This window comes from Streptomyces sp. NPDC002328 (genome assembly GCF_042890065.1).
Taxonomy (GTDB): domain Bacteria; phylum Actinomycetota; class Actinomycetes; order Streptomycetales; family Streptomycetaceae; genus Streptomyces.
Window position 1 is genome coordinate 663564 of sequence record NZ_JBIARQ010000002.1, and the last position, 22859, is coordinate 686422.

The following is a 22859-nucleotide window of genomic DNA, read 5'->3' on the forward strand; positions in this document are numbered from 1 at the left end:
TCCGCCCCCGTCAGCCCTGCCCCACATGCTCGATCAGGCGTTCGAAGCGAGCCCTCCACTGAGGCTCGCTCCCGCCTGCTCCCTCGCCCCCGCCCTGGAACTCATGGGTGAACCGCAGCGCGCACCCGCGCTCCCCGTCCCGCTCCAGGTGGAACCGCATCCGGCCGCCGCCCTCCACCGTGTACTCGGCGACCCGGTCCACGTCCCACGCGGTGACCTGCCCGCCGCCCAGGCCGGGCAGTCCGATCACGCCCCCGTACCGCGGTTCGAGCACGTCGACGGGCCCGAACCACTCCGCGAGCCCCTCCGGAGTGGTGAAGGCCGGCCAGACCGCCTCCATGGACCGCGGAAGCCGCACCAGGAAGTGCAGGATGCGGGTGTCGCCGTGGGTCTGGCTGATCCCCTGCTCGATCGAACCGCTCATGACACCAGCCTGACCCGTGCGAGGGGCTCGCGCACCCCTTGGGGGCGCGCTCGGGGCCCGGGTGTCAGACGCCCGAGTAGGAGTGCTTTCCGCTGACGAAGATGTTGACGCCGTAGTAGTTGAACAGCCAGCAGCCGAAGGCGATCAGGGCCAGGTAGGCGGCCTTGCGGCCCTTCCAGCCGGCGGTGGCGCGGGCGTGGAGGTAGCAGGCGTAGGCGACCCAGGTGATGAAGGACCAGGTCTCCTTCGGGTCCCAGCCCCAGTAGCGGCCCCAGGCGTCGCCCGCCCAGATCGCGCCCGCGATGATCGTGAACGTCCACAGCGGGAACACGGCCGCGTTGACGCGGTAGGAGAACTTGTCCAGGGAGGCCGCGGCCGGCAGCCGGTCCAGGACCGAGTTCGCGAACTTGCCCGGCTTGCCGCCGCTCGCGAGTTTGTTCTCGTAGGCGTCCTTGAACAGGTACAGGATCGTGGCGACCGCGCCGACGTAGAACACCGCGCCGCAGAAGATCGCGGTGGAGACGTGGATGTACAGCCAGTACGAGTGCAGGGCCGGGACCAGCTGGTCGCTCGCCGTGTAGAGGACGGTGACGGCGAGGCCCAGGTCCAGCAGGACCGTGGTGATCAGGAACAGGCCGAGCCAGCGCACGTTCTTCCGCAGCGCCAGCAGCGTGAGGTACACGCCGACGGCCACCGTGGAGAAGGTGATGTTGAACTCGTACATGTTGCCCCAGGGGGCCCGCTGCACCGACAGGGCCCGGGTGAGCACCCCGCCGAACTCGACCAGGAAGGCGAGCACCGTGAGGGAGACCGCGATCCGGCCGTAGAGGTCGCCCTGCTCGTCCCCGCCGTGCGCGCCCGGCCCGTCGGGCACGTCACGCGCGCCGGACGCGGACCGCACGACGACCTTCGGCCGCTCCAGCACGGCGGTGCCGCCGGCCTTCTGCACGGTGACGGCCGGACCCTTGGCCTTGGCGTCGGCCTTCGCGCCGGCGGTGAGCGCGGCGGCCGTCCGGCCGACCTTGCTGCGGCTGCCGAAGAGCCATTCGGCGATGTACGCGAAGAAGGCCAGGGTGTAGACGGCCATCGCGGAGTAGATCAGCGTGTTGCTGATGTTCGCGAGGTTCTCGTTGGTGGCGGCGGCGAGAGTCACTTCTCAGCCCCTTCGGCAGGTACGACGTGGGGGTCGGGGGTTTTCGAGGGGTCGTCGGGGTCGTCGTCCGGGTCGGGCGCGCCCGGAGCCTGGTCGTAGAGGATGCCGGCGAGGTCGCCCAGCTCCTCCGGGAGCCTGGCGGACTCGCTGCGGCCGAGGCCGGCCATCTCGACGACCGTCACCCCGTCGGCGCCGCGCACCGCGCGCACCCACACCCGGCGGCGCTGGATGAACAGGGACGCGGCCAGACCGAAGATCGCGGCCATCGCGCCGCCCAGCGCCCAGCCGCTGCCGGGCTGCTGGGTGATCTGGAAGTTCGCCCACTCCTGGGTGCCCTCGTAGGTGATCGAGCCCGCGCCGCCCGGAAGCGTCATGGTCTCGCCGGGCTTGAGGTTCTCCCGCACGTCGAGGTCCTTGACGTCCTTGAACGCCTTCATGTGCGTCTTGTCGAGCTGGTACACGCTCTGCGGGATGCCCGAGTCGACGCCCAGGTCGCCGTGGTACGGCTGGAGGTTCAGCACCGGGTTCAGCAGCGCCGGGAACACGGAGGACAGCTCGTTGCCCTTGGCGTAGCTCGGCAGGAAGAAGGCCTGGAAGGCGAGCTGCTCGCTGACGCCCTTGGCGTTGCGGTAACCGTCGTAGACCTTGATCACGCCGGAGGAGGTGACGTTGGAGTCGAGCGGCAGCAGGGGCACGGCGTCGCGGTAGACGACCTTGCCCTTGCCGTCCCGGACGGTGACGAGGGGGGCGTACCCGTGGGCCGTGAGGTAGACCTTCGAGTCGCCGATCTCCAGCGGGTGGTTGACCCTGACGACGGTCTTCCGGTCCTTGCCGTAGGCGCCCTCGGAGTAGGTGAGAGAGGCCTGGTAGGTGCGCGGGGTGCCCTTGTTGGGCCCGGAGACCTCGTAGGTGCCCTTGAAGTCGTCGAGGGTGAAGCTGAACGGCGCGAGGTCGTCGGTGCTGAAGAGCGTGCCGGACTTGATGTCGTCGTACTGGGTGAGGGTGTTGGAGAAGCCGTCGCCCTCGACGATCAGTTTGTTGCCCTCCATCTTGAACAGCTGGCCCCAGGCGAAGGCGACCAGCATCACGATGAGCGCGATGTGGAAGGCGAGGTTGCCGACCTCGCGCAGATAGCCCTTCTCGGCGGCGACCGCGTCACCGGCGAGATGGGCGCGGAAGCGGCGCTTCTTCAGCAGCGCGAGCGCCGCCTCGCGGACCTGCTCCGGAGCGGCCTCGGTGCGCCAGGTGGTGTGGGCGGGCAGCCGGGTCAGCCGCTTGGGCGCGCCCGGGGGCCGGCCGCGCAGCTGGCCGACGAACTGCCAGGTGCGGGGCACGATGCAGCCGATGAGGGAGACGAACAGCAGCAGGTAGATCGCGGAGAACCACACCGAGCTGTAGACGTGGAACAGGCCCAGCGTGTCGTAGACCGAGGCGAGGGTCGGGTTGTCCTTCTGGAAGGCGGCGACCTTGGTGGCGTCGGTGCCGGACTGCGGGATCAGCGAGCCGGGGATCGCGCCGAGCGCGAGCAGCAGCAGGAGCAGCAGGGCGACCCGCATGGAGGTCAGCTGCCGCCAGAACCAGCGGGCCCAGCCGACGAGACCGATCCCGGGGACGCCGGTGAGCGTCTCGGCCGGGGCGGTGGACAGCTGGGAGCCGGCCGCGCCGAGGTCCGGGTCGTCGGGGGCGGCCGGGGTCTGCTCGCCGACGGTCGTCTTGCTCATGGATCAGATCCCCACAGTGAAGCCGGTGGACCAGGACTGCATGTCCTGCACGAGACTGTCCCAGGCGCCGGTCAGCAGCAGCAGACCGGTCACGATCATCATCGTGCCGCCGATCCGCATCACCCAGACATAGTGGCGCTTGACCCAGCCGAAGGCGCCGAGCGCCTTGCGGAAGGCGACCGCGGCGAGCACGAAGGGCACGCCGAGGCCGAGGCAGTAGGCGACGGTCAGTATGGCACCGCGGCCGGCGCTCGACTGCTGCGAGGACAGGGCGAGGACGGAGGCGAGGGTGGGCCCGATGCAGGGGGTCCAGCCGATGCCGAACAGCGCGCCGAGGAGCGGCGCGCCGGCCAGCCCGGCGGCGGGCCTCCTGTGGAAGCGGAACTCCCGCTGGGTCAGCCAGGGCATCAGGCCCATGAAGAACACGCCCATGAGGATCATGAGCACGCCCAGCACCTTGGACAGGACGCCCTGGTTCTCCAGCAGCGTCTCGCCGAAGTAGCCGAACAGGGCCCCGCTGGAGACGAAGACGACGGTGAAGCCGAGGACGAAGAGGGAGGCGCCGGCGACCATCCGGCCGCGCCGGGCCTCGGCGAGGTCGGTGCCGGTGACCCCGGTGACGTAGGAGAGGTAGCCGGGGACCAGGGGCAGGACGCAGGGGGAGAAGAAGGAGACCAGGCCGCCGAGGAGCGCGATGGGAAGGGCGACGAGCAGAGCGCCGTTGAGCACCGTGCCGTTGTAGCCCGTCTCGGCGAGGGTCGTGACCGCGCTCACGTCACTTCTCCGCGAGGACCGGGTCGATCATGCTCCGCAGCTTCTCCTCGCTGAGCGCGGCGAGCGAGCGGGCCGCGATCTTCCCTTCCCGGTCGATGACGAGGGTGGAGGGGATCGCCTGCGGGTTGAGCGTGCCCTTCTCGAAGCGGAGCATCAGCTTGCCGGTCGGGTCGTACAGGCTCGGGTAGGTGACGCCCTGCTGCTCCTCGAAGCGGAGGGCGTTGTCGCGTTCGTTGTCACGGGTGTTGATGCCGACGAACTGCACGCCCTTGCCCTTGAGGTCGGTGTAGACCTTCTCGAAGTTGGGCGCTTCGGCGCGGCAGGGGGCGCACCAGGAGCCCCACACGTTCAGGACGACGACCTTGCCCTTGAAGGAGGAGACGGCGAGCTGCCCGCCGTCGACCGTCTTGCCGGAGAGGTCCGGGGCCTCGGCCCGCTCCCCCTTCTCCGCGGTCGCGATGCCGTCCTCGCCCATGACGAAGTTGGTGTCGCCGCCCCCGCCGGAAGTGCCTGAGGAGGTGCACGCGGAGACGAGCAGCGCCGCGACGGCGGCGCCGGCGGCGGTCACGGCGGCGCGGCGCGAGCGGATCCGGGCGCGGTTCCTCGGGCTCTGGGGGGCGCGGCAGGCGGCACTCATGTGAAAAGTTTCGCATGCCCGTTCTGGGGATCTTGCGCACCCCCCTCATGGTGGCCTTGTGGGGGGAAACCTGCATTTCAGGCGGCGGATCCGGTTCCCTTGGAGGGCGCGGACAGGAAGGTCCGCCAGCCGCCGGCCGGCCGCTGTCCGACCTCCAGCGTCCGCAGCTTGGCCAGGGTCTGCGGCGTCTGCACGTCGAGCCAGTCGACGAACTGCCGGAAGGAGACGAGGCGCACGTCCGCGCCCTTCTCCTTCTCCCGGGCCATGTGCTTGAACGCCTCCTCGACGGCGTCCATGTAGATGCCGCCGTTCCACTGCTCGAAGTGGTTGCCGACGAAGAAGGGCGCGCGGTTCGTCTCGAATGCCCGCTTGAATCCCTGGATGTACGCCTGTGCGGCCTGCTCCCGCCAGCGCGGGTAGTTGTGACTGGGCGCCTTGGTCGAGTTGATCGACTGGTTGGCGAGCATGTTGTAGTCCATCGAGAGGACCTCGAAACCCCGGCCGGGGAAGGGTATCTGCTGCAACGGCAGGTCCCATATGCCCTGCTTCTTGGTGGGCCAGACCTGACGGCCGCCGGGCGAGGAGGCGTCGTAGCGCCAGCCGAGGGCGCGGGCGGTGGGCAGCAGGTTGTCCTGGCCGAGGAGGCAGGGGGTGCGGCCGCCGACGAGTTCCTTGTCGTAGTCGAAGGGCAGCGCGGGCAGGTCGGTCCAGCCGGAGTTGGTCCGCCACTCCTTCACGAAGGACTTGGCCTGGTCTATCTCGTCGCGCCACTGCTTGGATGTCCAGTTGCCGACGGAGCCGCGGCCCTCGCCGCAGAAGTGGCCGTTGAAGTGGGTGCCTATCTCGTGCCCTTCGAGCCAGGCGCGGCGCAGGCCCTTCAGGGTGTCCTTGATGTGATCGTCGGTGAGGTAGCCGATGTCGGACGCGCCGCGGGGGTTGTTCGGCGGGTCGTAGAGGCGCTTCTTCGACTCGGGCAGCAGATAGAGCCCGGAGAGGAAGAAGGTCATGGCCGCGCCGTGCTCCTTGGCGAGGTCGAGGAAGCGCGGGAAGAGCCCGTTGCCGACCTCGCCGGCGCCGTCCCAGGAGAAGACGACGAACTGCGGCGGTTCCTGGCCGGGTTCCAGCGGCCGGGGGGCGGCGGGCTGGTGGGGCTGCTTGCCGGTGAAGGAGGTGGAGCCGTCACCGAGCGGGCGGGCGGTGACCGTGGGGCTGGGCTGCGGGGAGCCGGAACGATTCTTCCCGGAACCGGAGGGCTGCTTCGGCCCCTCTGAGGGGGTGGAGTGGTCGGCGCATCCGGTGAGTCCGGCGGCGGCCAGGGTCCCGGCTCCGAGCCCGATCGCTCCCCTGCGGCTGAGAGTGCGCATGGCATCCCCGTTCGTCACGTTCTCTGGTGGTCACCCAGTCAGAGGACGCGGCGAACGGGGAGGTTCCGCTGATTCGTGCGGGTTTGGTAACGAAGGCCGGGATTAGGCCACTTACGCGCCGAAGGCTTTCCCCTTGCCCTTGACCGGCTTGGCGCCGGCGAGGAGGTGCGCGGGGACGAGGTCGCGGGCGGGCTCGGTGTAGCCGACGGACACGATGCTGTCGCCCTGGTACGTGAAGGTCGTCAGCGAGGCGAGGGTGCACTGCCGGCGGCGCGGGTCGTGCCAGAGCCGCCGCCGCTCGACGTAGGACCGCACGATCCAGATCGGCAGCTGATGGCTGACCAGCACGGCCTCGTGACCGCGCGCCTGGTCCCGCGCCGCGTCCAGCGCGCCCATCATCCGCACGACCTGGTCGACATACGGCTCGCCCCAGGACGGCTTGAACGGGTTGAACAGATGCTTCCAGTTCTCCGGCCGGCGCAGGGCCCCGTCGCCGACGCCGAAGGTCTTGCCCTGGAAGACGTTGTCGGCCTCGATGAGCCGCGCGTCGGTGGCGAGGTCGAGCCCGTGCGCCTTGGCGATCGGCGTCGCCGTCTCCTGCGCCCGCTCCAGCGGGGAGGCGCAGACGTGGGTGACGTCGCGGGAGGCGAGGTGCTCGGCGACCCGGTCGGCCATCTGCCGGCCGAGCTCGGAGAGGTGGTAGCCGCCGAGGCGGCCGTAGAGGACGCCGTCCGGGTTCTCCACCTCGCCGTGCCGCATGAGGTGGACGACGGTGATGTCCTTCTTGCCGGAGCTCACGCCTCGGTTCTCGGTGCTCACGCCGTTCTCCGTGCTCACGTTCTTCTCGGTGCTCGCGTTCTTCTCGGTGCTCACGCCGTGGCCTCCGCGGCTGCTCGGGCCGCCGCCGGGAGGGCGTCGGCGATCCGCTGGAGGGCCCGCTCGTCGTGGGCCGTGGACACGAACCAGGACTCGAAGGACGAGGGCGGCAGATACACGCCGTTCGCCAGCAGCGACTGGAAGAAGGCGGTGAACCGGAACGACTCCTGCGCCCGCGCGTCCTCGTAGTTCCGTACCGGCCGGTCCGCGAAGAAGACGGAGAACATGTTGGAGGCGCTCTGCACGGTGTGCGTCACGCCCTCCTTCGACAGCGCCTCCGAGACCAGCGCCTGGATCTGCTCGGACACGGCGTCCACCGTGGCGTACGCGGCGTCGTCGAGCAGCCGGAGCTGGGCGAGCCCGGCGGCGGTGGCGATCGGGTTCCCGGAGAGGGTGCCGGCCTGGTAGACGGGCCCGGCGGGCGCGAGGTGCGCCATCACGTCGGCGCGACCGCCGAACGCGGCGGCGGGGAAGCCGCCTCCCATGACCTTGCCGAAGGTCATCAGGTCGGGCCGCACCCCGTCGACCCCGAACCAGCCCGCCCGGCTGGTGCGGAAGCCCGTCATGACCTCGTCGGAGATGTAGAGCGCGCCGTTGGTGGCGCAGGCGTCCTTGAGCCCCTGGTTGAACCCGGGCAGCGGCGGCACGACTCCCATGTTGCCGGGTGAGGCCTCGGTGATCACGCACGCGATCTCACCGGGGTGCCGATGGAAGGCCTCCTGCACGGCCTCCAGGTCGTTGTACGGCAGGACGATGGTGTCGCCGGCCTGGGCGCCGGTGACGCCCGGGGTGTCGGGCAGCGCGAAGGTGGCGACCCCGGAGCCGGCCGCGGCGAGCAGCGAGTCGACGTGCCCGTGGTAGCAGCCGGCGAACTTGATCACCTTGGAGCGCTGGGTGAAGCCGCGGGCCAGCCGGATCGCGGACATGGTCGCCTCGGTCCCGCTGGAGACGAGCCGCACCTGCTCGACGGGCTCCACGCGCGCGACGATCTCCTCGGCGAGCGCGACCTCGCCCTCACCGGGCGTGCCGAAGGACGTACCGCGGGCGACGGCCTCCTGGACGGCGGCGATGACCTCGGGGTGCGCGTGCCCGAGGATCATGGGGCCCCAGGAGCAGACCAGGTCGACGTACTCCCGCCCGTCCGCGTCGGTCAGGTACGGACCGGTGCCGGACACCATGAACCGGGGCGTCCCGCCCACGGCCCGGAAGGCGCGCACCGGCGAGTTCACGCCGCCCGGCGTGACGACGGCCGCCCGGTCGAACAGGGCCTGCGAGACAGGCGCATCGTATGAATAGGGCATTTCGCTCATGATCTGCGACTACTCCGACCTTCTCCGACTTCTGGGACTCCGGCTACAGGGACGCCGGTCCGGAACTCCGGTTGCCAGTGACCTCCTCAGGGTAGGCCAGCGGCGGCCGACGGCAGCCGGGCCGGTCTCCGAGCCCCCCGTCGGCCCGCCATCTGCGAAACTGAAACGGACCGAGCCTCGTAGACGTAGCTCACTGCGACGATGTGTCGTGTGGCTGCGCAGCTCCCGCGGACAGGTGTTTCACCGCACGTTTCGGCGGGCGGCCGTGGGGGAGGTCACTGACACGATGATCGGGTTGCGCGGCGGGGGCCGCGCGTCCTAGAAAAGCAGTCGGGTGGAGATATGCATCGCGGTGGCGGACTGGGCGAGGGGACTGATGACCTGGGTCCTCGACGTGCCCGGCGGGGAAGGCACCGGCGCGACGCGGAGGAAGCCGACGAAGCCCGGCACACACAGGGTGTGTCCGGGGTACCGGGAGTACCGGGCGTACCCGGCGTGCCGGGAGTACCGGGACTACCGGGCACGCCCGGGGTATCGCCCGGGGTGTCACCCGGGGCATCGAACGAGTCCGAGCGGCTCGACCAGGCGGTCGACCGGCTCCGGGCGGGGAGCAGGAATGGTGGTCGGGTGGGGGTGACGTACAAGTACTTCGGCGCGCCGGACGGCGCCACGGCGGCCCGCGTCCCCATCTCGATGCGCCCCGAGGAGCTCGGCGGCGACGAGCTCGGCATGGGCGGCATGTTCACCAAGATCAAGCCGGAGACGATGGCGGCGATGGTCCTGACGGGCATCGAGGGCGTCCCCCTGCACAAGGTCCCGCCACTGGAACTGGTCGTCCTGCACCCCGACTACGCGGTCGTCAAGCTCCCGATGACGGTGGTGGACCCCCTCCGCGAGATCGGCGAGGAGGCGGTCGGCGCGGCAGCCTTCATCTGGTCCACGGTCCCGGACCGCGGCGGCCCCCGAGACGCGTTCAACGTCTACCAACTCCTCCACGAATGGCAGGACTTCAGCCACCGCCTGCACGAGGCAGGACACCAGCCGTACTGCCTGGTGTGGCCCTGAGCCGGGGTTTCTTGGAGGAACGGGCGGGGTCTTCGGACCTCGCCCTTTTCGTGCCGGAGAGGGGCCGTCACACGGCCAGAAGGCCGACGGCCTCGGTGGGAGCCGCATTGGGGTCAGGACCAGGTTTGGCCGGCTGGTTCCTTGATGGTGTGGTTGATTCTGTTGAAGACCTTCACCGTCGCCGACGGCCGCGTCACCGAGATCACCGCCGTCGTCGACCCGGCCGAACTCGTGCTCATGGACCTGCCGGGCCCGGTGTGACCTCAGCCGGCGGCGAGGAGTTCGAGTGTGTCGATCACTCGGTTCGAGAAGCCCCACTCGTTGTCGTACCAGGCGACCACCTTGACGTGGCGGCCGTCGACGCGGGTGAGGGCCGAGTCGAAGATCGACGAGGCGGGGTTGCCCACGATGTCGGAGGAGACGAGCGGGTCCTCCGAGTATTCGAGGACGCCGGCGAGCGGGCCCTCCGCGGCGGTGCGGTACGCCGTCAGGACGTCGGCGCGCGTCACGTCGCGGGCGACGGTCGTGTTGAGCTCGACGATCGAGCCCACCGGCACCGGCACGCGGATCGAGTCGCCCGACAGCTTGCCCTCCAGGTTGGGCAGCACCAGGCCGATCGCCTTGGCGGCGCCGGTCGTGGTCGGCACGATGTTGACGCCGGCGGCACGGGCGCGGCGGGCGTCGCGGTGCGGGCCGTCCTGGAGGTTCTGCTCCTGCGTGTAGGCGTGCACCGTCGTCATGAACCCGTGCTCGATGCCGGCGAGTTCGTCGAGGACCGCGGCCAGCGGCGCGAGCGCGTTAGTGGTGCAGGACGCGTTCGAGACGATCGTGTGCACGGCCGGGTCGTAGGCGTCGGTGTTCACCCCGAACGCGAGCGTGACGTCGGCCCCGTCCGACGGCGCGCTGACGAGGACCTTCTTCGCGCCCGCGTCGAGGTGGGCGCGGGCGTCCTTCGCCGAGGTGAAGCGGCCGGTGGCCTCCAGGACGATGTCGACGCCGAGTTCGGCCCACGGCAGCCGCGCCGGTTCCCGCTCGGCCAGCACCTTGATCCGGCGGCCGTCGACGACCAAGGCGTCCCCGTCCACGGTCACCGGGCGCCCGAGCCGGCCGGCCGTGCTGTCGTAGGCGAGCAGCCGGGCGAGAGCGGCGGGCTCCGTCAGGTCGTTGACGGCGACGATCTCCAGGGCGCTGTCGCGCTCCAGCAGCGCGCGCAGCACATTGCGTCCGATGCGGCCGAATCCGTTGATGGCGATGCGAGTCATGAGTGGGGTTCCTTCCTTTCCCGTCCCTGCCGCATCAGGCTCGCGCGCGGGCCGGGCCGCCGACAGTGGCGGGATCGCCAGGGTTCACAAGGATCCCGCCATGCCCCGTACCCGGGCGCCGCCCGGTGCCGAACGGCGGTCACTCGCCCCGGGTGAACGTGCGCCGGTACTCGCTCGGCGTCGTGCCGAGGATGCGCTGGAAGTGCAGGCGCAGGTTCGCGCCGGTGCCCAGCCCGATGTCGGCGGCGATCTGTTCGACGCCGCGCTCCGAGCGCTCCAGCAGTTCGCGGGCCAGGTCGATACGGGCCCGCATCACCCACTGCATCGGCGTACAACCGGTCTCCTCGACGAAGCGCCGGGAGAACGTGCGCGGCGAGACCCCCGCCTGCCGCGCCAGCGTGTCGAGGGTGAGGGGATCGCCGAGCCGGTGCAGCGCCCACTCGCGGGTGGCGGCGAACCGCTCGCCCAGCGGCTCGGGGACGCTGCGCGGCACGTACTGGGCCTGGCCGCCGCTGCGGTAGGGGGCCGCGACCAGCCGCCGGGCCGCGTGGTTGGACGCGGCCACGCCGAGGTCGCCGCGCAGGATGTGCAGGCACAGGTCGATGCCGGAGGCCGCGCCGGCCGAGGTGAGCACGCTGCCCTCGTCGACGAACAGCACGTTCTCGTCGACCCGGACGAGCGGATGCCTGGCCATGAGCGCCCGCGTGTAGTGCCAGTGCGTCGTGGCGCGTCTGCCGTCGAGCAGGCCCGTGGCGGCGAGCGCGAACGCGCCCGTCGAGATGGCGGCGAGCCGCGCGCCCCGGTCGTGGGCGGCGATCAGCGCCTCGACGACGGCCGGCGGCGGGTCGTCGCGGTCCGGGAACCGGTAGCCGGGGACGAAGACGATGTCGGCCCACGCGAGCGCGTCGAGACCGTGGGCGACGTAGTACGCGAGGCCGTCGCCGCCGGTCACGAGCCCGGGGGTCGCCCCGCACACCCGCACCTCGTACGGCATGCTCGCGCGGGTCGTGAAGACCTGCGCGGGGATCCCGACGTCGAGCGGCTTGGCACCCTCGAGCACGAGAACGGCGACGCGATGCGGGCGGGGTGCGGGCACGGGGAGAGGTTACGCGGAGCGGCGCGCATCTTTTTCGCCGTCCCCTGTAAGAAGTGGCCCGCTGCGCGCATTGCTCGGTGAGACAGCCGATATGAGGGGACGGCGCGTGACACATGCCCAACAGTTCCGGGACATCTACGAGGAGTGCTATCCGCGCGTCCTCGCCTACGCCACCAGCCTGGTGGGGCGGCAGGTAGGGGAGGACATCACCAGCGAGACGTTCACGGTGGCCTGGCGGCGGATGCGGGACATCTCGCAGCCCGCGCTGCCCTGGCTGCTGGGGGTGGCGCGCAACCTGGTGCGCGAGATGCGTCGCCGGGACGGCCGTCAGTACGCCCTCGCCGCCGCGGAGGCCCAGCGGATCAGCAGCGGCCACCGCAGCGACGTCGGCGACGTCGCGGCCGACGTGACCGACCGGGAAGCGGCGTTGCAGGCCCTGGCGAGCTTGTCCGACGCCGACCGGGAGCTGCTGACGCTCATCGCCTGGCACGGACTGACCGCCAAGCAGGCCGCGCGGGTCCTGGGCTGCACCACCGCGACGCTGACCGTCCGGCTGCACCGGGCCCGGCGGCGGCTGGAGAAGGCCCTGGAGCCGGCGGGGCCGGCCCCTTCGCCGGGGCCGGCACCCGTACAGAGGCCGGCGTCCGCGCGGAGGCCCGGCGGCACCGAAGCAGCCCCACAGACAGCGCAAGCAGCACAGACATCACAGACAGCACGAGCACCCCACCGCACCGATCGCACAGGAGCACTCACGTGAAGAACACCCACACCCGGTCCGGGCGGCCCGACGTCATGACGCTGCTCGCGGACGCCCGGCCCGACGAGCTGGACCCGGCCGCGCTGGCGGGCTCCCGGCGGCAGCGCGAGGACCTGGCGCACATCCTGGCCGCCGGGGCGACGGACGGTCGCACCGCGCGCTTCCGGCCCTCGGGGCTGCTGCGGATCGGGATCCGGCCGCTCGGGACGGTGACGGCCCTCGCCGCCGTCGCCGCGTCCGCGGTGGTCGTGACGACGCTCGACCGGGACCCGTCGGGCGTGCGCCCGAGCGCGTCCCCGCAGGCCTCCTCCGCCGCGGCGGGGGCGGGCTCGTCGTCGCCGGACAGGCAGGGCGACGTCCGTCTCGAACTGCTCAGCGCGGCGAAGAAGGCGGAGACGCCGGCCGCCGAGGGGACGTACTGGCAGACCGTCACGCGCTCGGAGAGCGTGGACGTCGTCGAGAGCGCGGGGCGGATCTTCGCCGTGCGCGACACGTCGACCGGCGAGTGGTCGGTGGGCGTGCGTCCGGGGACGCGCAGCCTGATGGTCTCCGGGCTGGACGCGGTGACCGAGCCGCGCACCGCGGAGGACGACGCGCGCTGGCGGGCCGCCGGCTCACCCGCGTCGGCCCAGGCCGAGGTCCCGGGCAACGAGGAAGGCGGCACCCTCGGTTACAGGATGGGAGCCCACCGGCCGATGGTCATGCGGACGGACGCCGACGACAAGATCTACGCCCTCGGCCCGGACAACGTCTCCTATCAGGACCTGCTCGAACTCCCTTCGGACAGCGGTGAGTTGCGCCGTCAGCTGGAAGCCCTGCACGCGGAGGACAGCGGCGCGGAGGCCGGCGGCGGCCGTACGAACTACGTGCTGCGGGTGGCCGCCGACCTCGTCACGATGCCGGTGAAGCCCGCCGTCCGGGCGGCCGCGTACCGGGTGATGGCGGACCTGCCCGGCGTCCGGGGGCTGGGGCGCGTCAACGATCCGCTGGGTCGCGCGGGGGTCGGCATCGCGTTCCCCGACGCCTTCCAGGGATCGCTGGGGAGCGTCGAGCAGCGGCTGATCGTGGACCCGGCCACCGGGGCGATGCTCGCCGAGCAGGTCGTGCTGGTCGAGCCGTCGGCCCGGGCCCGGCAGGCCGGTCTGACCGCGGGCACGACGGTCCACTACGAGGCGACGACGCGGATGAGCTGGGGCGAGCGGCAGATCACCGTGCCGGAGAACGCTCAGCACTGAGCACGGTGATCGCGGGATCGGGGTGATCCCGCGATCACGGTGGTCGCGGGGACGGCCGCTCTTCGGGGCGGTCGTCAGCCGAAGGTGATGTCGGACTCCTGGAAGACGCAGTTCACGCCGTCGGCGTCCGAGCCCAGCTTCTCCGGTTCGCCGTCGGTGACGCCCTCGAACTTCTGGCAGGGCACGATCTCGCGCTCGGGGTCGTTGAGGATCGTGATGCCGGTCAGCCGGGCGGTGTCCCCCAAGTTGCTGTTGATACCGACGAGTTCACCGCCGGGCGCGGTCGCCGTGACGTTCTCCAGCACGACGTCCCGCTGGAACTGCTCGCTGCAATTCCCGCAGGTGCGGACGAGCTTGCCGAAGTCGGCCACCTCGAAGTCCCGGACGGTCAGCGTGCCGGCCCCGTTGAACTGGGGACCGAGGGCAACTCGGCCGGGGCCGCGAGCCGCTCAGCCGGGACCGAGGGCAGCTCGGCCAGGACCGCGAGCCGCTCAGCCGGGGCCGCCCGCGATCCCGGCGGGGCTGAGGGCCGGCGGGGTGGGGGCTCCGAACGGCTGTCGCCCCGTCGCTCATCTCGTCCCCACCACCCGCAGCGCCGTCAGCGCCAGCGTCCGCGCGACCTCCGTCACCTCCCGGACGGACACGTGCTCGCGCGCGCTGTGCGCCACCGCGATGTCCCCCGGGCCGAACTGGAGCGTCGGGATGCCCGCCCCCGCGTACAGCCGCAGGTCGCTGCCGTACGTCGCGCCGCGCTCCCTCGGGCGCGGGGCGCCGGTCGTGTCGGCGTGCGCCTCCGCCACCGCGTCCCGCAGCGGATGCCCGGCCGGCAGCCGTCCGCTCGCGAACTGCCCGCCCGGCCAGCCGACCACCGCCGGGTGCTCCCGCAACCACGGGTCCGCCGCGCACGTCTCGGCCACCCGCCGCTCCAGCTCCGCCCGCGCCCGCGCCGGGTCCTCCCCGAGCCGCACCCCGAGCCGGCCCTCCGCGACCAGCGCGTCCGGCACGCTGCTCGCCCAGTCCCCGGAGCGCACCGTGCCGACGGACAGGGAGTACGGGATCGGATACTCCGCGAGCAGCGGGTCCGGGTCGCGATTGCGGTCGTCCTCCAGGCGGGCCAGCGCCCGGTGCAGCGGCAGGTACGCGTCGATCGCGCTCACCCCCCGCTCCCGTGAGCTGGCGTGCGCGGCCTTGCCGGGGACGGTGATCCGGAAGGTCAGCGCGCCCGCGTTCGCGGTGATCAGCGTCCCGGCCGTCGGCTCGGCGATCAGGCACGCGTCTCCGCCGTACCCGCGCCGCAGGGTGCCGAATGCGCCGATCCCGCCGTCCTCCTCCCCGACGACGAAGTGCGCGGCGACCCGCCCGCGCAGCCGCACCCCGGCCGCCCGGATCGCCGCCAGCGCGGCGAGGTGCGCGACGAGCCCGGCCTTCATGTCGCAGGCGCCGCGCCCGTGCACGAGATCGCCGGTCACCCGCGGCACGAACGGGTCGCCCTCCCAGGCCGCGAGGTCTCCCGGCGGTACGACGTCCACGTGGCCCTGGAGGATCAGCGTCGGCCCGTCGCCGCCGTCCTCCGTCCGTCCCACCAGGCCCCACGCCTCCTCGCGCGGCGCCTCGGCGCCCGGGAAGCCGGGGTGGGCGCGCAGGGCGGGCAGGTCCATGGACCACAGGTCGACGTCGAGCCCGAGCCGCTCCAGCCGGCCGGCGAGGTGGTGCTGCAACTCGGCCTCGGCGGCGCTGCCGGTGACGCTGGGTATCGCGATCAGCTCCAGCAGCGCCCGCCCGGCGGCCTGCTCGTCGATCGCCGCCAGCACGGCGGCCTCCTCATCGGTCAGCACGCGCCGACCACCTCCCCGGTCCACAGTCGAAGGACGGACGAACGGACGGACGAACGAACGAACGAACGGGCGGTCGGACGACGACCGCCGCCGCCTCCGCCCCGAACGCATCCTGTTCACCCGGAGCGGCCGATACGCGGCCGACGACGACCCGTCCCGAACGGCCACCTGCCCGCGCCGGGGACTCCTCCGCTCACCGGGGACCCGCCACGCGGCACACAGTCCCGGACAGGCGTCGCCATGGCCACGAAAGCCCCGCACCCCCAGACCCACCCCTCACCCCTCATCCCTCACCCCTCCCGCGCCCCCTGCTCCCCTGACCCCCCTCCCACCGTGAACCCGATCACCGAGCCGCCCCCCTCCCGCCGCGAGGCGAACGGTGTGCCGCCGTGGGCCAGCGCCACCTCGCGGACGATCGACAGGCCGAGGCCCGAGCCGGGCAGGGAGCGGGCGTCGGCCGCGCGGTAGAAGCGGTCGAAGACGCGGGTGAGGTCGGACGCGGTGATGCCGGGACCCCGGTCGAGGACCTCGACGCGGACCGGGCCGGGGCCCGCCGGGCCGGTGACGGCGATCTCGATCGGGCCCGCCCCCTCCCGGTCGAACTTCGCCGCGTTCTCCACGAGATTGCTGAGCGCCCGTTGGAGCATCCCCGGCCGCCCGTCCGTCGTGGTGTCCCCGCTCGCCCGGACCTGGACGGTCCGCCCGGTGCGGCGGCGGGCGAGGCCCGCGACGTCCTCGGCGATGTCGGCGAGGTCGACCCGCCGGGGCGGCTCGGTGTCCGACTGGCCGGCCGCGAGATCCACCAACTCGTTGACCAGATCGGTCAGTTCACGCGCCTCCTGGCCCAGGTCGGCGACGAGTTCCTCACGGGCCGCGGGCGGCAGCTCGTCGATGCGGCGCAGCAGCGAGATGTTCGTACGGAGCGAGGTCAGCGGAGTGCGCAGCTCGTGGCCGGCGTCCTGGACCAGCCGGCGCTGGTCCTCCTCCGACTGCGCGAGCCGGCCCAGCATGCGGTCGAAGGCGCGCCCGAGGCGGCCCACCTCGTCATGGCCGGTGACGGGCACCTGGACGCCCAGCCGTCGGGTGCGGGCGACGTCCTCGGCGGCGGTGGTGAGGATGACCAGGCGGTGCGTGATGCGCCGGGCCAGCCACCAGCCGAACAGCCCGGCCGCCGTCACCACGGCGGTCATCAGGACCAGGGTCCGCTGCTGAAGCGCCCGCAGCAGGTCCTCCGTGTCGCTGAACTCCTGCGCGATCTGCACCGCGCCCCGGCCGCCGCCGAGGGCGACGGTGGCGACGCGGTAGACGTCGCTGCCGACGTCGACGTCCTCGTGCTCGGCGAGCGTCCCCGCCGTCGCCGCGGCGGCGACCTCCCGGTCGGCTTCCTTGACCGGCAGCCCGGGGTCGCCGGGGTCGACGACCGCGCCGTCCGGCCCCAGCACCTGCACGTCCGTGCGGGCCGGCCGCACGATGTCGTGGCCGGGCGCGGACGAGGAGAAGTCCTCGGGGTCCATCGCCTGGTCCCGCACCTCGTCCCGCAGGTCCTGCACGACCTCGTCGAACACCGACTCCTGGTCCACCCTGACCAGTCGCGCGGCGGCCCCGTACGACAGGACGCCCACGAGGACGGTGACGGCGGCGGTCACGGCGGCGAAGGACACCGCGAAGGTGGTGCGCAGCGAGACCAGCTCGGCGCGCCGCCGGGACGGCGACCTCGCCGACCGGTCGTCCGCCCCGCCCGTGCGTGCCACGCGTCAGTCTTCCCGCAGCACGTAGCCCACGCCCCGCACGGTGTGGATCAGCGGCGGGGCGCCGCCCGGACCGTCCAGCTTGCGGCGGAGGTAGCCGACGTAGACGGCGAGGTTCTTGGAGCCCGGCCCGAAGTCGTAGCCCCAGATGCGGTCGTAGATCGTGGAGTGGTCGAGGACGATGCCCGCGTTGCGCACGAGCAGCTCCAGCAGCTCGAACTCGGTTCGGGTCAGCTCCAGTTCGCGTTCCCCGCGCCAGGCCCGCCGCGCCTGCGGGTCCATCCGCAGCCCGGCCGCCTCCAGGTAGCGGGCGGGCGCCGCCGCCGCGGGCTTCGGCACGTCGGTCCGGGCGGCCGGGTCGCTGCGGCGCAGCAGCGCGCGCAGCCGGGCGAAGACCTCCTCGACGTCGAAGGGCTTCAGGACGTAGTCGTCGGCGCCCGCGTCCAGTCCGGCGATCCGGTCCGCGGTCTCCACCAGCGCGGTCAGCATCAGGATGGGCGTGCGGTCGCCCTCGGCGCGCAGCACCCGGCAGACCTGGAGGCCGTCGATGCCGGGCATCATCACGTCGAGGACGAGGATGTCCGGCGGCGTCCTGTGCGCGTGCGCCAGCGCCTCGACGCCGTCGGCGACCGCGGTGACCTGGTAGCCCTCCAGGGTCAGGGCGCGTTCCAGGGCGTGGCGGATGGCGCGGTCGTCTTCGGCCAGGAGAACGGTCTGAGGCACGCGGTCCACTCTGCCAGGGCCTCCGGCGGTTTGGCGGAGTCGTGCGGTGGTGCTGCTTGGCTTCTTACTCGGCTCTCACCGTCGGTGTGGGCGTCTCCGGGGGCTGCCGCCCCCGGGCCCCCGCTTCGGCCCTGAACGGGCCTCGTCCTCAAACGCCGGACGGGCTGATGGGACCGGCCCCCGCCAAGAGCGCACCCCGCAGTTTCACACCCCCCTGTTCGACAGTGCCGCCAGTTGTTCCGCGAACGGGATGACCTCCATACCGCCGGTCTTCGGTCCCCTCGCCGCCGGCAGGCCCCTCATCAGGGTCGCCAGTTCGCCCGCCGCCCGTTCGACCCTTTCGGGCAGGCCCTCCGCGCCCCAGTCCTCGGAGGCCGCGTAGACCGCCGTCGGGACGATCACCGCGCGCAGGTAGGCGAAGAGGGGGCGCAGCGCGTGTTCCAGGACCAGCGAGTGCCGGGCCGAGCCGCCGGTGGCGGCGATCAGCACCGGCTTGCCCGCCAGCGCGTCCTGCTCCAGCACGTCGAAGAACGACTTGAACAGTCCGCTGTACGACGCCGAGAACACCGGGGTGACGACGATCAGGCCGTCCGCCGACGCCACCGCGTCCAGCGCCGCCGCCAGCCTGCGCCCGGGGAAGCCGTTGGTGAAGTGGTGCGCGATCTCCACGGCGAGGTCGCGCAGCTCCACGACCTCCACCTCCGCCGGGGTCCGCTCGGCCGTGGCCGTCGCCAGCCGGTCGGCCAGCAGGCGGGTGGACGAGGGGACGCTCAGTCCCGCCGAGACGACGACGAGCTTCATGCCACGGTCTCCTTCTTCTTCGCGTGCGCCGCGGCCAGCAGGGACTGGTGGGTCGGCGCGTCCGGCACGTCCGCCGGGCGGCCCTTGGCGAACTCCTCGCGCAGCACCGGCACGACCTCCTCGCCGAGCAGGTCGAGCTGCTCCAGCACGGTCTTCAGCGGCAGCCCCGCGTGGTCGACGAGGAACAGCTGACGCTGGTAGTCGCCCGCGTACTCCCGGAAGGCCAGGGTCTTCTCGATGACCTGCTCCGGCGTGCCGACGGTCAGCGGGGTCTGGTCGGTGAAGTCCTCCAGGGACGGCCCGTGCCCGTAGACCGGCGCGTTGTCGAAGTAGGGGCGGAACTCGCGCACCGCGTCCTGCGAGTTCTTCCGCATGAACACCTGGCCGCCGAGGCCGACGATGGCCTGCTCCGCCGTGCCGTGCCCGTAGTGCGCGTACCGGGCCCGGTACAGCTCGACCATCCGCTTGGTGTGGTCGGCCGGCCAGAAGATGTTGTTGTGGAAGAAGCCGTCGCCGTAGAAGGCGGCCTGCTCGGCGATCTCGGGCGAGCGGATGGAGCCGTGCCAGACGAACGGCGGCACGTCGTCCATCGGGCGCGGCGTCGAGGTGAAGCCCTGGAGCGGGGTGCGGAACTTCCCCTCCCAGTCGACGACGTCCTCGCGCCACAGCCGGTGCAGCAGGTTGTAGTTCTCGATGGCGAGGTTGATGCCCTCCCGGATGTCCTGGCCGAACCACGGGTACACCGGGCCGGTGTTGCCGCGGCCCATCATCAGGTCGACGCGCCCGTCGGCCAGGTGCTGGAGCATCGCGAAGTCCTCGGCGATCTTCACCGGGTCGTTGGTGGTGATCAGGGTGGTCGAGGTGGAGAGGATCAGGTTCTCCGTGCGGGCCGCCACATAGCCGAGCATCGTGGTCGGCGACGACGGCACGAACGGCGGGTTGTGGTGCTCGCCGGTCGCGAAGACGTCGAGCCCGACCTCCTCGGCCTTCTGCGCGATGGCGACCATGGCCTTGATCCGCTCGCGCTCGGTCGGCGTGCGCCCGGTGGTGGGGTCCGGCGTGACGTCGCCGACCGTGAAGATCCCGAACTGCATGGCCCCTCAACCTCCAAAGTTGTTGACCGTTCAACTATACCTCTGAACGACCGCCCCCCGACCCCTATTCCCGAGTACCCCCGGCTGTCGGCGCCCCGCCCTACGATCGACTCATGGCCGCCCCACGCCGCGACACCCGAGGCATCGTCGACGCCGCGGAGCTCCTCGCGCGCGTCCGCTTCCGGCGCCGCGAACCGGCCCCGCCGCTGCGCCCGTACCTGGAGCACTACTGGCTGATCGACTGGGACCTGAACCAGCCGTACGCCTCCCATGTCGTCCCGCACCCCTCGGTGAACGTCGTCTTCCAGCGGTTCGAGGGCCAGGAACCCTTCGCCGAGATCGCCGGCATCGGCCTCGGCCTCTTCACCCAGAAACTCGAAGGCGCGGGGCGGGTCTGTGGGGTCCAGTTCCGGCCGGGCGGCTTCCGGCCCTTCGCCCCGGACCACCCCGTCGGCGACTGGACGGGCCGCCGCGTCCGCCTCCCCGACGCCGACCCCGGGGCCGTCCTCTCCCCCGACGACGAGGACGCCCGCGTGGCCGCCCTCGACGCCTTCCTCCTCGGTCTCGGCCCGCGCCCCGACCCCGAGGCCGACCGGGCGATGGCCCTGGCCGACCGCATCCGCACCGACCGCTCCGTCCGCCGCGTCGCCGACCTGGCGCGCACCGAGGGCGTCTCGGTGCGCCTGCTCCAGCGCCTCTTCGCCGCGTACGTCGGCGTCGGCCCGAAGTGGGTCATCCTGCGCTACCGCATCCACGAGGCCCTGGAGCGCGCGGAGACCTCGACCGACGTCGACTGGGCGGCCCTGGCAGCCGACCTCGGCTACGCGGACCAGGCTCATCTGGTACGCGACTTCAAGGCGACGGTCGGGGTCCCGCCCACTGCCTACTCACCCCGGCGGGAGCCCGGGGGCCCTCCCCGCGGTCCCGGCTCCGGCCCCGGCTCCAGCCCCGGCCTCGGCTCCGCTCAGGAGCCGAACGGCAACGCGTCCGTGTAGCCGTTCGACGGCCGCTCGATCTTCTCCACGCCCCGGGCGTCCAGCGCGACCGCCGCGGACATCGTCCCCAGGGTGCCGCCCGCGTGCCAGGTCCCCGTCACCGTCACCCAGGTGTCGGCCTTCGGCGCGTCGACGCCGTACACCCGCACCTTCACCGACTGCGCGTCCGCCGCACAGCACGACATCATGATCCGGGTCAGGTACCAGCCCTCGGCCCCGTTCCCGCCGGCCGGTGTGACGAACCCGGTCATCCGGACCGTACGGCCCTTGATCGCCTGCTCGGCGTCCTGCTGCACCCGCTGGGTGAAGTCGGTGAGCGTGATCGGCAGCGGCGAGGTCGCGGGCAGCGGGTCGAAGCCGTCCTCCTCGACGACGGCGACCGGCTTGGGCGCACCGCGCGACGCGGTGTAGGAGCCGAGCGCGGGCGGGGCGTAGAAGAGCAGGCTCAACGCGGGCAGGAACAGCAGCCAGGCGACACGGGGGACGCCGGAGTGATCGTGGCCGTGGTCGTAGTCCTGGTCGTGGTCCTGGCCGTGGCCGTGCCCGTGGCCGTGGTCCTGGCCGTGGCCGTGGTCCTGCCCGTGACCGTGGCCGTGGTCCTGCCCGTGACCGTGGCCGTGGTCCTGCCCGTGACCGTGGCCGTGGTCCTGCCCGTGGTCGCGGCCGTCACGCCCCCGCGCGCCCTCGCCGTCACGCCCCCGCGCCCCTTCGCCGTCCCGCCCCCGCCGCCCCTCGCGCCACGCCGACCACGCCTCCATCGCCCCCAGGACCACCAGCACCGCCCCCGACGCGATCAGCAGTGGGCGCATGCCCTCCTTCACGTATCGCAGATACGCGTCCGTCAGCAGCGAGGCCTGCAACAGGCCCAGCCCGCTCAGCAGCAGCAGTCCGACCTGCGCGAGCCGCTTCACAGCAGCACCCCTCCCACCAGCACGCTGCACACCACCGCGACGACCGCGGTCGCCGTCGAGAATCGGAGCGCGAAGGCCCGTCCGAACGTCCCCGCCTGCAACGCGATCAGCTTGAGGTCGACCATCGGCCCGACCACCATGAACGTCAGCCGCGCCGTCGGCGAGAACCCGGTCAGCGACGCCGCCACGAACGCGTCCGCCTCGCTGCACACCGCCAGCACGATCGCCAGCAGCGCCAGGAACAGCACCGACAGCCAGGGCGAGCCGGCGAACGTGTCGACGACCGAGCGCGGCACCGCCACGTTGAAGGTCGCCGCGGCCATCGCGCCGACCACCAGGAACCCGCCCGCGTGCAGGAAGTCGTGCTGGAAGCCCTGCCGGAACTCCGTCCACCGACTGTGCCCCGGCCGGTGCCCGGTGTGCTGTACGGCGGGCTTCAGCCACTCCGCGCGGCCCAGCCAGAGCCACAGCCAGCCCATCACGGCCGCGGTGACCAGCGAGGCCAGCAGCCGGGCCAGCACCATCTCGGGGCTGCCGGGGAAGGCGATCGCGGTGGCGGTCAGCACCACCGGGTTCACGGCCGGCGCGGACAGCAGGAACGCGAACGCGGCGGCCGGGGTGACCCCCCGGCCGATCAGACTGGCCGCCACCGGCACCGACGCGCACTCGCAGCCCGGCAGCACGACCCCGGCGGCCCCGGCCACCGGCACCGCGAGCGCCGGCCGCTTCGGCAGCAGCCGGCTGAACACCCGCTCCGGCACGAACGCGTTGATCGCCCCCGACAGGGCCGTACCCAGCAGCAGGAACGGCAGCGCCTGCACGGTCACCGCGAGGGCCACCGTCCGCCACGCCTGCACGGCCGGCTCCTCCAGCGACCGCCCGACCAGCACCAACAGCGCGCCCGGCACCACGGCGGCCGCCGCCAGCAGCAGCGGCCAGTTCCGGGGCAGGCCGCGCGCGGGCCCCGCCTCCCGGCCGCGGTCACCGTCACGGTCACGGTCACGGTCACGGTCACGGTCACCGACGTGCTCGCCGTCGCGGTCCGCGCGTATGCCGGTGTCGTCGACGACCCCCATGC

Annotated in this window: 21 protein-coding genes and 1 pseudogene; 4 read left to right on the forward strand and 18 right to left on the reverse strand. The window is 72.3% G+C overall.

All coding sequences use genetic code 11. The features are described from left to right. Positions 1 to 10 precede the first annotated feature (10 nt). From ACFYX4_RS09420 to hemL, 8 genes are all read right to left on the reverse strand, one after another. Positions 11 to 424 carry an SRPBCC domain-containing protein gene (locus ACFYX4_RS09420; protein ID WP_389328446.1) on the reverse strand — a complete coding sequence of 138 codons (414 nt, stop codon included), beginning with the start codon at positions 422 to 424 and terminating at the stop codon, positions 11 to 13. Between the two features lie 64 nt (positions 425 to 488). Beyond that, entirely contained in the window at positions 489 to 1577 is a 1089-nt protein-coding gene (ccsB, locus tag ACFYX4_RS09425; RefSeq protein WP_389328449.1) for a c-type cytochrome biogenesis protein CcsB, read from the reverse strand. Further along, positions 1574 to 3298, reverse strand: a complete 1725-nt coding sequence (locus tag ACFYX4_RS09430; RefSeq protein WP_389328452.1) for a cytochrome c biogenesis protein ResB — start codon at positions 3296 to 3298, stop codon at positions 1574 to 1576. Before ACFYX4_RS09430 ends, ccsB begins: the two co-directional genes overlap by 4 nt. Positions 3299 to 3301: 3 nt before the next feature. Continuing rightward, on the reverse strand, positions 3302 to 4072 hold the full coding sequence (locus ACFYX4_RS09435) for a cytochrome c biogenesis CcdA family protein (RefSeq protein WP_389328454.1): 771 nt from the start codon (positions 4070 to 4072) through the stop codon (positions 3302 to 3304). 1 nt (position 4073) lies between these two features. Continuing rightward, entirely contained in the window at positions 4074 to 4709 is a 636-nt protein-coding gene (locus ACFYX4_RS09440) for a TlpA family protein disulfide reductase (protein WP_389328457.1), read from the reverse strand. Between the two features lie 77 nt (positions 4710 to 4786). Next, positions 4787 to 6073, reverse strand: a complete 1287-nt coding sequence (locus tag ACFYX4_RS09445) for a hypothetical protein (protein ID WP_389328460.1) — start codon at positions 6071 to 6073, stop codon at positions 4787 to 4789. 111 nt (positions 6074 to 6184) lie between these two features. After that, complete coding sequence (locus ACFYX4_RS09450; RefSeq protein WP_389328698.1) at positions 6185 to 6832, reverse strand: histidine phosphatase family protein; 648 nt, start codon at positions 6830 to 6832, stop codon at positions 6185 to 6187. A gap of 110 nt (positions 6833 to 6942) precedes the next feature. Further along, on the reverse strand, positions 6943 to 8259 hold the full coding sequence (gene hemL / locus ACFYX4_RS09455; protein ID WP_389328463.1) for a glutamate-1-semialdehyde 2,1-aminomutase: 1317 nt from the start codon (positions 8257 to 8259) through the stop codon (positions 6943 to 6945). A gap of 342 nt (positions 8260 to 8601) precedes the next feature. On the opposite strand from hemL, the gene ACFYX4_RS09460 reads away from it, so the two are divergent. Continuing rightward, the gene (locus tag ACFYX4_RS09460; protein WP_389328466.1) at positions 8602 to 9324 is read left to right on the forward strand and encodes a hypothetical protein; all 723 of its coding nucleotides are present in this window, start codon (positions 8602 to 8604) and stop codon (positions 9322 to 9324) included. A 263-nt stretch (positions 9325 to 9587) separates the two neighbouring features. Here the strand turns inward: ACFYX4_RS09460 and gap are convergent, their stop codons facing one another. Both gap and ACFYX4_RS09470 read right to left on the reverse strand, forming a co-directional pair. Next, a complete protein-coding gene (gene gap, locus ACFYX4_RS09465; RefSeq protein ID WP_389328468.1) occupies positions 9588 to 10586 on the reverse strand; it encodes a type I glyceraldehyde-3-phosphate dehydrogenase in 999 nt (332 codons plus the stop codon). 139 nt (positions 10587 to 10725) lie between these two features. Beyond that, complete coding sequence (locus ACFYX4_RS09470) at positions 10726 to 11682, reverse strand: GlxA family transcriptional regulator (protein WP_389328471.1); 957 nt, start codon at positions 11680 to 11682, stop codon at positions 10726 to 10728. A gap of 106 nt (positions 11683 to 11788) precedes the next feature. Here ACFYX4_RS09470 and ACFYX4_RS09475 point away from each other — a divergent pair, with 106 nt between their 5' ends. Together ACFYX4_RS09475 and ACFYX4_RS09480 are read left to right on the forward strand one after the other, a co-directional pair. After that, positions 11789 to 12439, forward strand: coding sequence for an RNA polymerase sigma factor (locus ACFYX4_RS09475; protein WP_389328474.1), 651 nt, complete (start codon positions 11789 to 11791; stop codon positions 12437 to 12439). After that, positions 12436 to 13674 carry a CU044_5270 family protein gene (locus ACFYX4_RS09480; RefSeq protein WP_389328477.1) on the forward strand — a complete coding sequence of 413 codons (1239 nt, stop codon included), beginning with the start codon at positions 12436 to 12438 and terminating at the stop codon, positions 13672 to 13674. The genes ACFYX4_RS09475 and ACFYX4_RS09480 overlap by 4 nt, the downstream gene beginning before the upstream one ends. Positions 13675 to 13748: 74 nt before the next feature. On the opposite strand, the pseudogene ACFYX4_RS09485 reads toward ACFYX4_RS09480, so the two are convergent. The 6 genes and pseudogenes from ACFYX4_RS09485 to ACFYX4_RS09510 all read right to left on the reverse strand — a co-directional run. Beyond that, positions 13749 to 14075: pseudogene (locus ACFYX4_RS09485) on the reverse strand (pectate lyase); the annotation flags it as partial. 168 nt (positions 14076 to 14243) lie between these two features. Beyond that, positions 14244 to 15509 carry an ArgE/DapE family deacylase gene (locus tag ACFYX4_RS09490; RefSeq protein WP_389328480.1) on the reverse strand — a complete coding sequence of 422 codons (1266 nt, stop codon included), beginning with the start codon at positions 15507 to 15509 and terminating at the stop codon, positions 14244 to 14246. A 290-nt stretch (positions 15510 to 15799) separates the two neighbouring features. Beyond that, positions 15800 to 17260, reverse strand: coding sequence for an ATP-binding protein (locus ACFYX4_RS09495; RefSeq protein WP_389328482.1), 1461 nt, complete (start codon positions 17258 to 17260; stop codon positions 15800 to 15802). Positions 17261 to 17263: 3 nt separating this feature from the next. Then, positions 17264 to 17980 carry a response regulator transcription factor gene (locus ACFYX4_RS09500; RefSeq protein ID WP_389328485.1) on the reverse strand — a complete coding sequence of 239 codons (717 nt, stop codon included), beginning with the start codon at positions 17978 to 17980 and terminating at the stop codon, positions 17264 to 17266. A gap of 204 nt (positions 17981 to 18184) precedes the next feature. Further along, positions 18185 to 18781: a CE1759 family FMN reductase gene (locus ACFYX4_RS09505; RefSeq protein WP_389328487.1), complete on the reverse strand. Its 597-nt coding sequence runs from the start codon at positions 18779 to 18781 to the stop codon at positions 18185 to 18187. After that, on the reverse strand, positions 18778 to 19875 hold the full coding sequence (locus tag ACFYX4_RS09510; protein ID WP_389328490.1) for an LLM class flavin-dependent oxidoreductase: 1098 nt from the start codon (positions 19873 to 19875) through the stop codon (positions 18778 to 18780). Before ACFYX4_RS09510 ends, ACFYX4_RS09505 begins: the two co-directional genes overlap by 4 nt. A 113-nt stretch (positions 19876 to 19988) precedes the next feature. Here ACFYX4_RS09510 and ACFYX4_RS09515 point away from each other — a divergent pair, with 113 nt between their 5' ends. After that, positions 19989 to 20870 carry a DUF6597 domain-containing transcriptional factor gene (locus ACFYX4_RS09515; protein WP_389328493.1) on the forward strand — a complete coding sequence of 294 codons (882 nt, stop codon included), beginning with the start codon at positions 19989 to 19991 and terminating at the stop codon, positions 20868 to 20870. Here ACFYX4_RS09515 and ACFYX4_RS09520 read toward each other — a convergent pair. Together ACFYX4_RS09520 and ACFYX4_RS09525 are read right to left on the reverse strand one after the other, a co-directional pair. After that, complete coding sequence (locus ACFYX4_RS09520) at positions 20840 to 21781, reverse strand: TIGR03943 family putative permease subunit (protein ID WP_389328496.1); 942 nt, start codon at positions 21779 to 21781, stop codon at positions 20840 to 20842. The genes ACFYX4_RS09515 and ACFYX4_RS09520 overlap by 31 nt on opposite strands. Further along, positions 21778 to 22857 (reverse strand): permease, encoded by a 1080-nt coding sequence (locus ACFYX4_RS09525; RefSeq protein ID WP_389328499.1) that lies wholly within the window; start codon positions 22855 to 22857, stop codon positions 21778 to 21780. The genes ACFYX4_RS09520 and ACFYX4_RS09525 overlap by 4 nt, the downstream gene beginning before the upstream one ends. Positions 22858 to 22859 lie beyond the last annotated feature (2 nt).

Excerpts from the sequence above, each read along its gene's own strand:
- ACFYX4_RS09505 (WP_389328487.1), bottom strand. The coding sequence starts at position 18,781 with ATGAAGCTCGTCGTCGTCTCGGCGGGACTGAGCGTCCCCTCGTCCACC.
- hemL (WP_389328463.1), bottom strand. The coding sequence starts at position 8,259 with ATGAGCGAAATGCCCTATTCATACGATGCGCCTGTCTCGCAGGCCCTG.
- ACFYX4_RS09525 (WP_389328499.1), bottom strand. The coding sequence starts at position 22,857 with ATGGGGGTCGTCGACGACACCGGCATACGCGCGGACCGCGACGGCGAG.
- ACFYX4_RS09460 (WP_389328466.1), top strand. The coding sequence starts at position 8,602 with ATGCATCGCGGTGGCGGACTGGGCGAGGGGACTGATGACCTGGGTCCT.
- ACFYX4_RS09430 (WP_389328452.1), bottom strand. The coding sequence starts at position 3,298 with ATGAGCAAGACGACCGTCGGCGAGCAGACCCCGGCCGCCCCCGACGAC.
- ACFYX4_RS09515 (WP_389328493.1), top strand. The coding sequence starts at position 19,989 with ATGGCCGCCCCACGCCGCGACACCCGAGGCATCGTCGACGCCGCGGAG.
- ACFYX4_RS09440 (WP_389328457.1), bottom strand. The coding sequence starts at position 4,709 with ATGAGTGCCGCCTGCCGCGCCCCCCAGAGCCCGAGGAACCGCGCCCGG.
- ACFYX4_RS09445 (WP_389328460.1), bottom strand. The coding sequence starts at position 6,073 with ATGCGCACTCTCAGCCGCAGGGGAGCGATCGGGCTCGGAGCCGGGACC.
- gap (WP_389328468.1), bottom strand. The coding sequence starts at position 10,586 with ATGACTCGCATCGCCATCAACGGATTCGGCCGCATCGGACGCAATGTG.
- ACFYX4_RS09450 (WP_389328698.1), bottom strand. The coding sequence starts at position 6,832 with ATGCGGCACGGCGAGGTGGAGAACCCGGACGGCGTCCTCTACGGCCGC.
- ACFYX4_RS09510 (WP_389328490.1), bottom strand. The coding sequence starts at position 19,875 with ATGCAGTTCGGGATCTTCACGGTCGGCGACGTCACGCCGGACCCCACC.
- ACFYX4_RS09420 (WP_389328446.1), bottom strand. The coding sequence starts at position 424 with ATGAGCGGTTCGATCGAGCAGGGGATCAGCCAGACCCACGGCGACACC.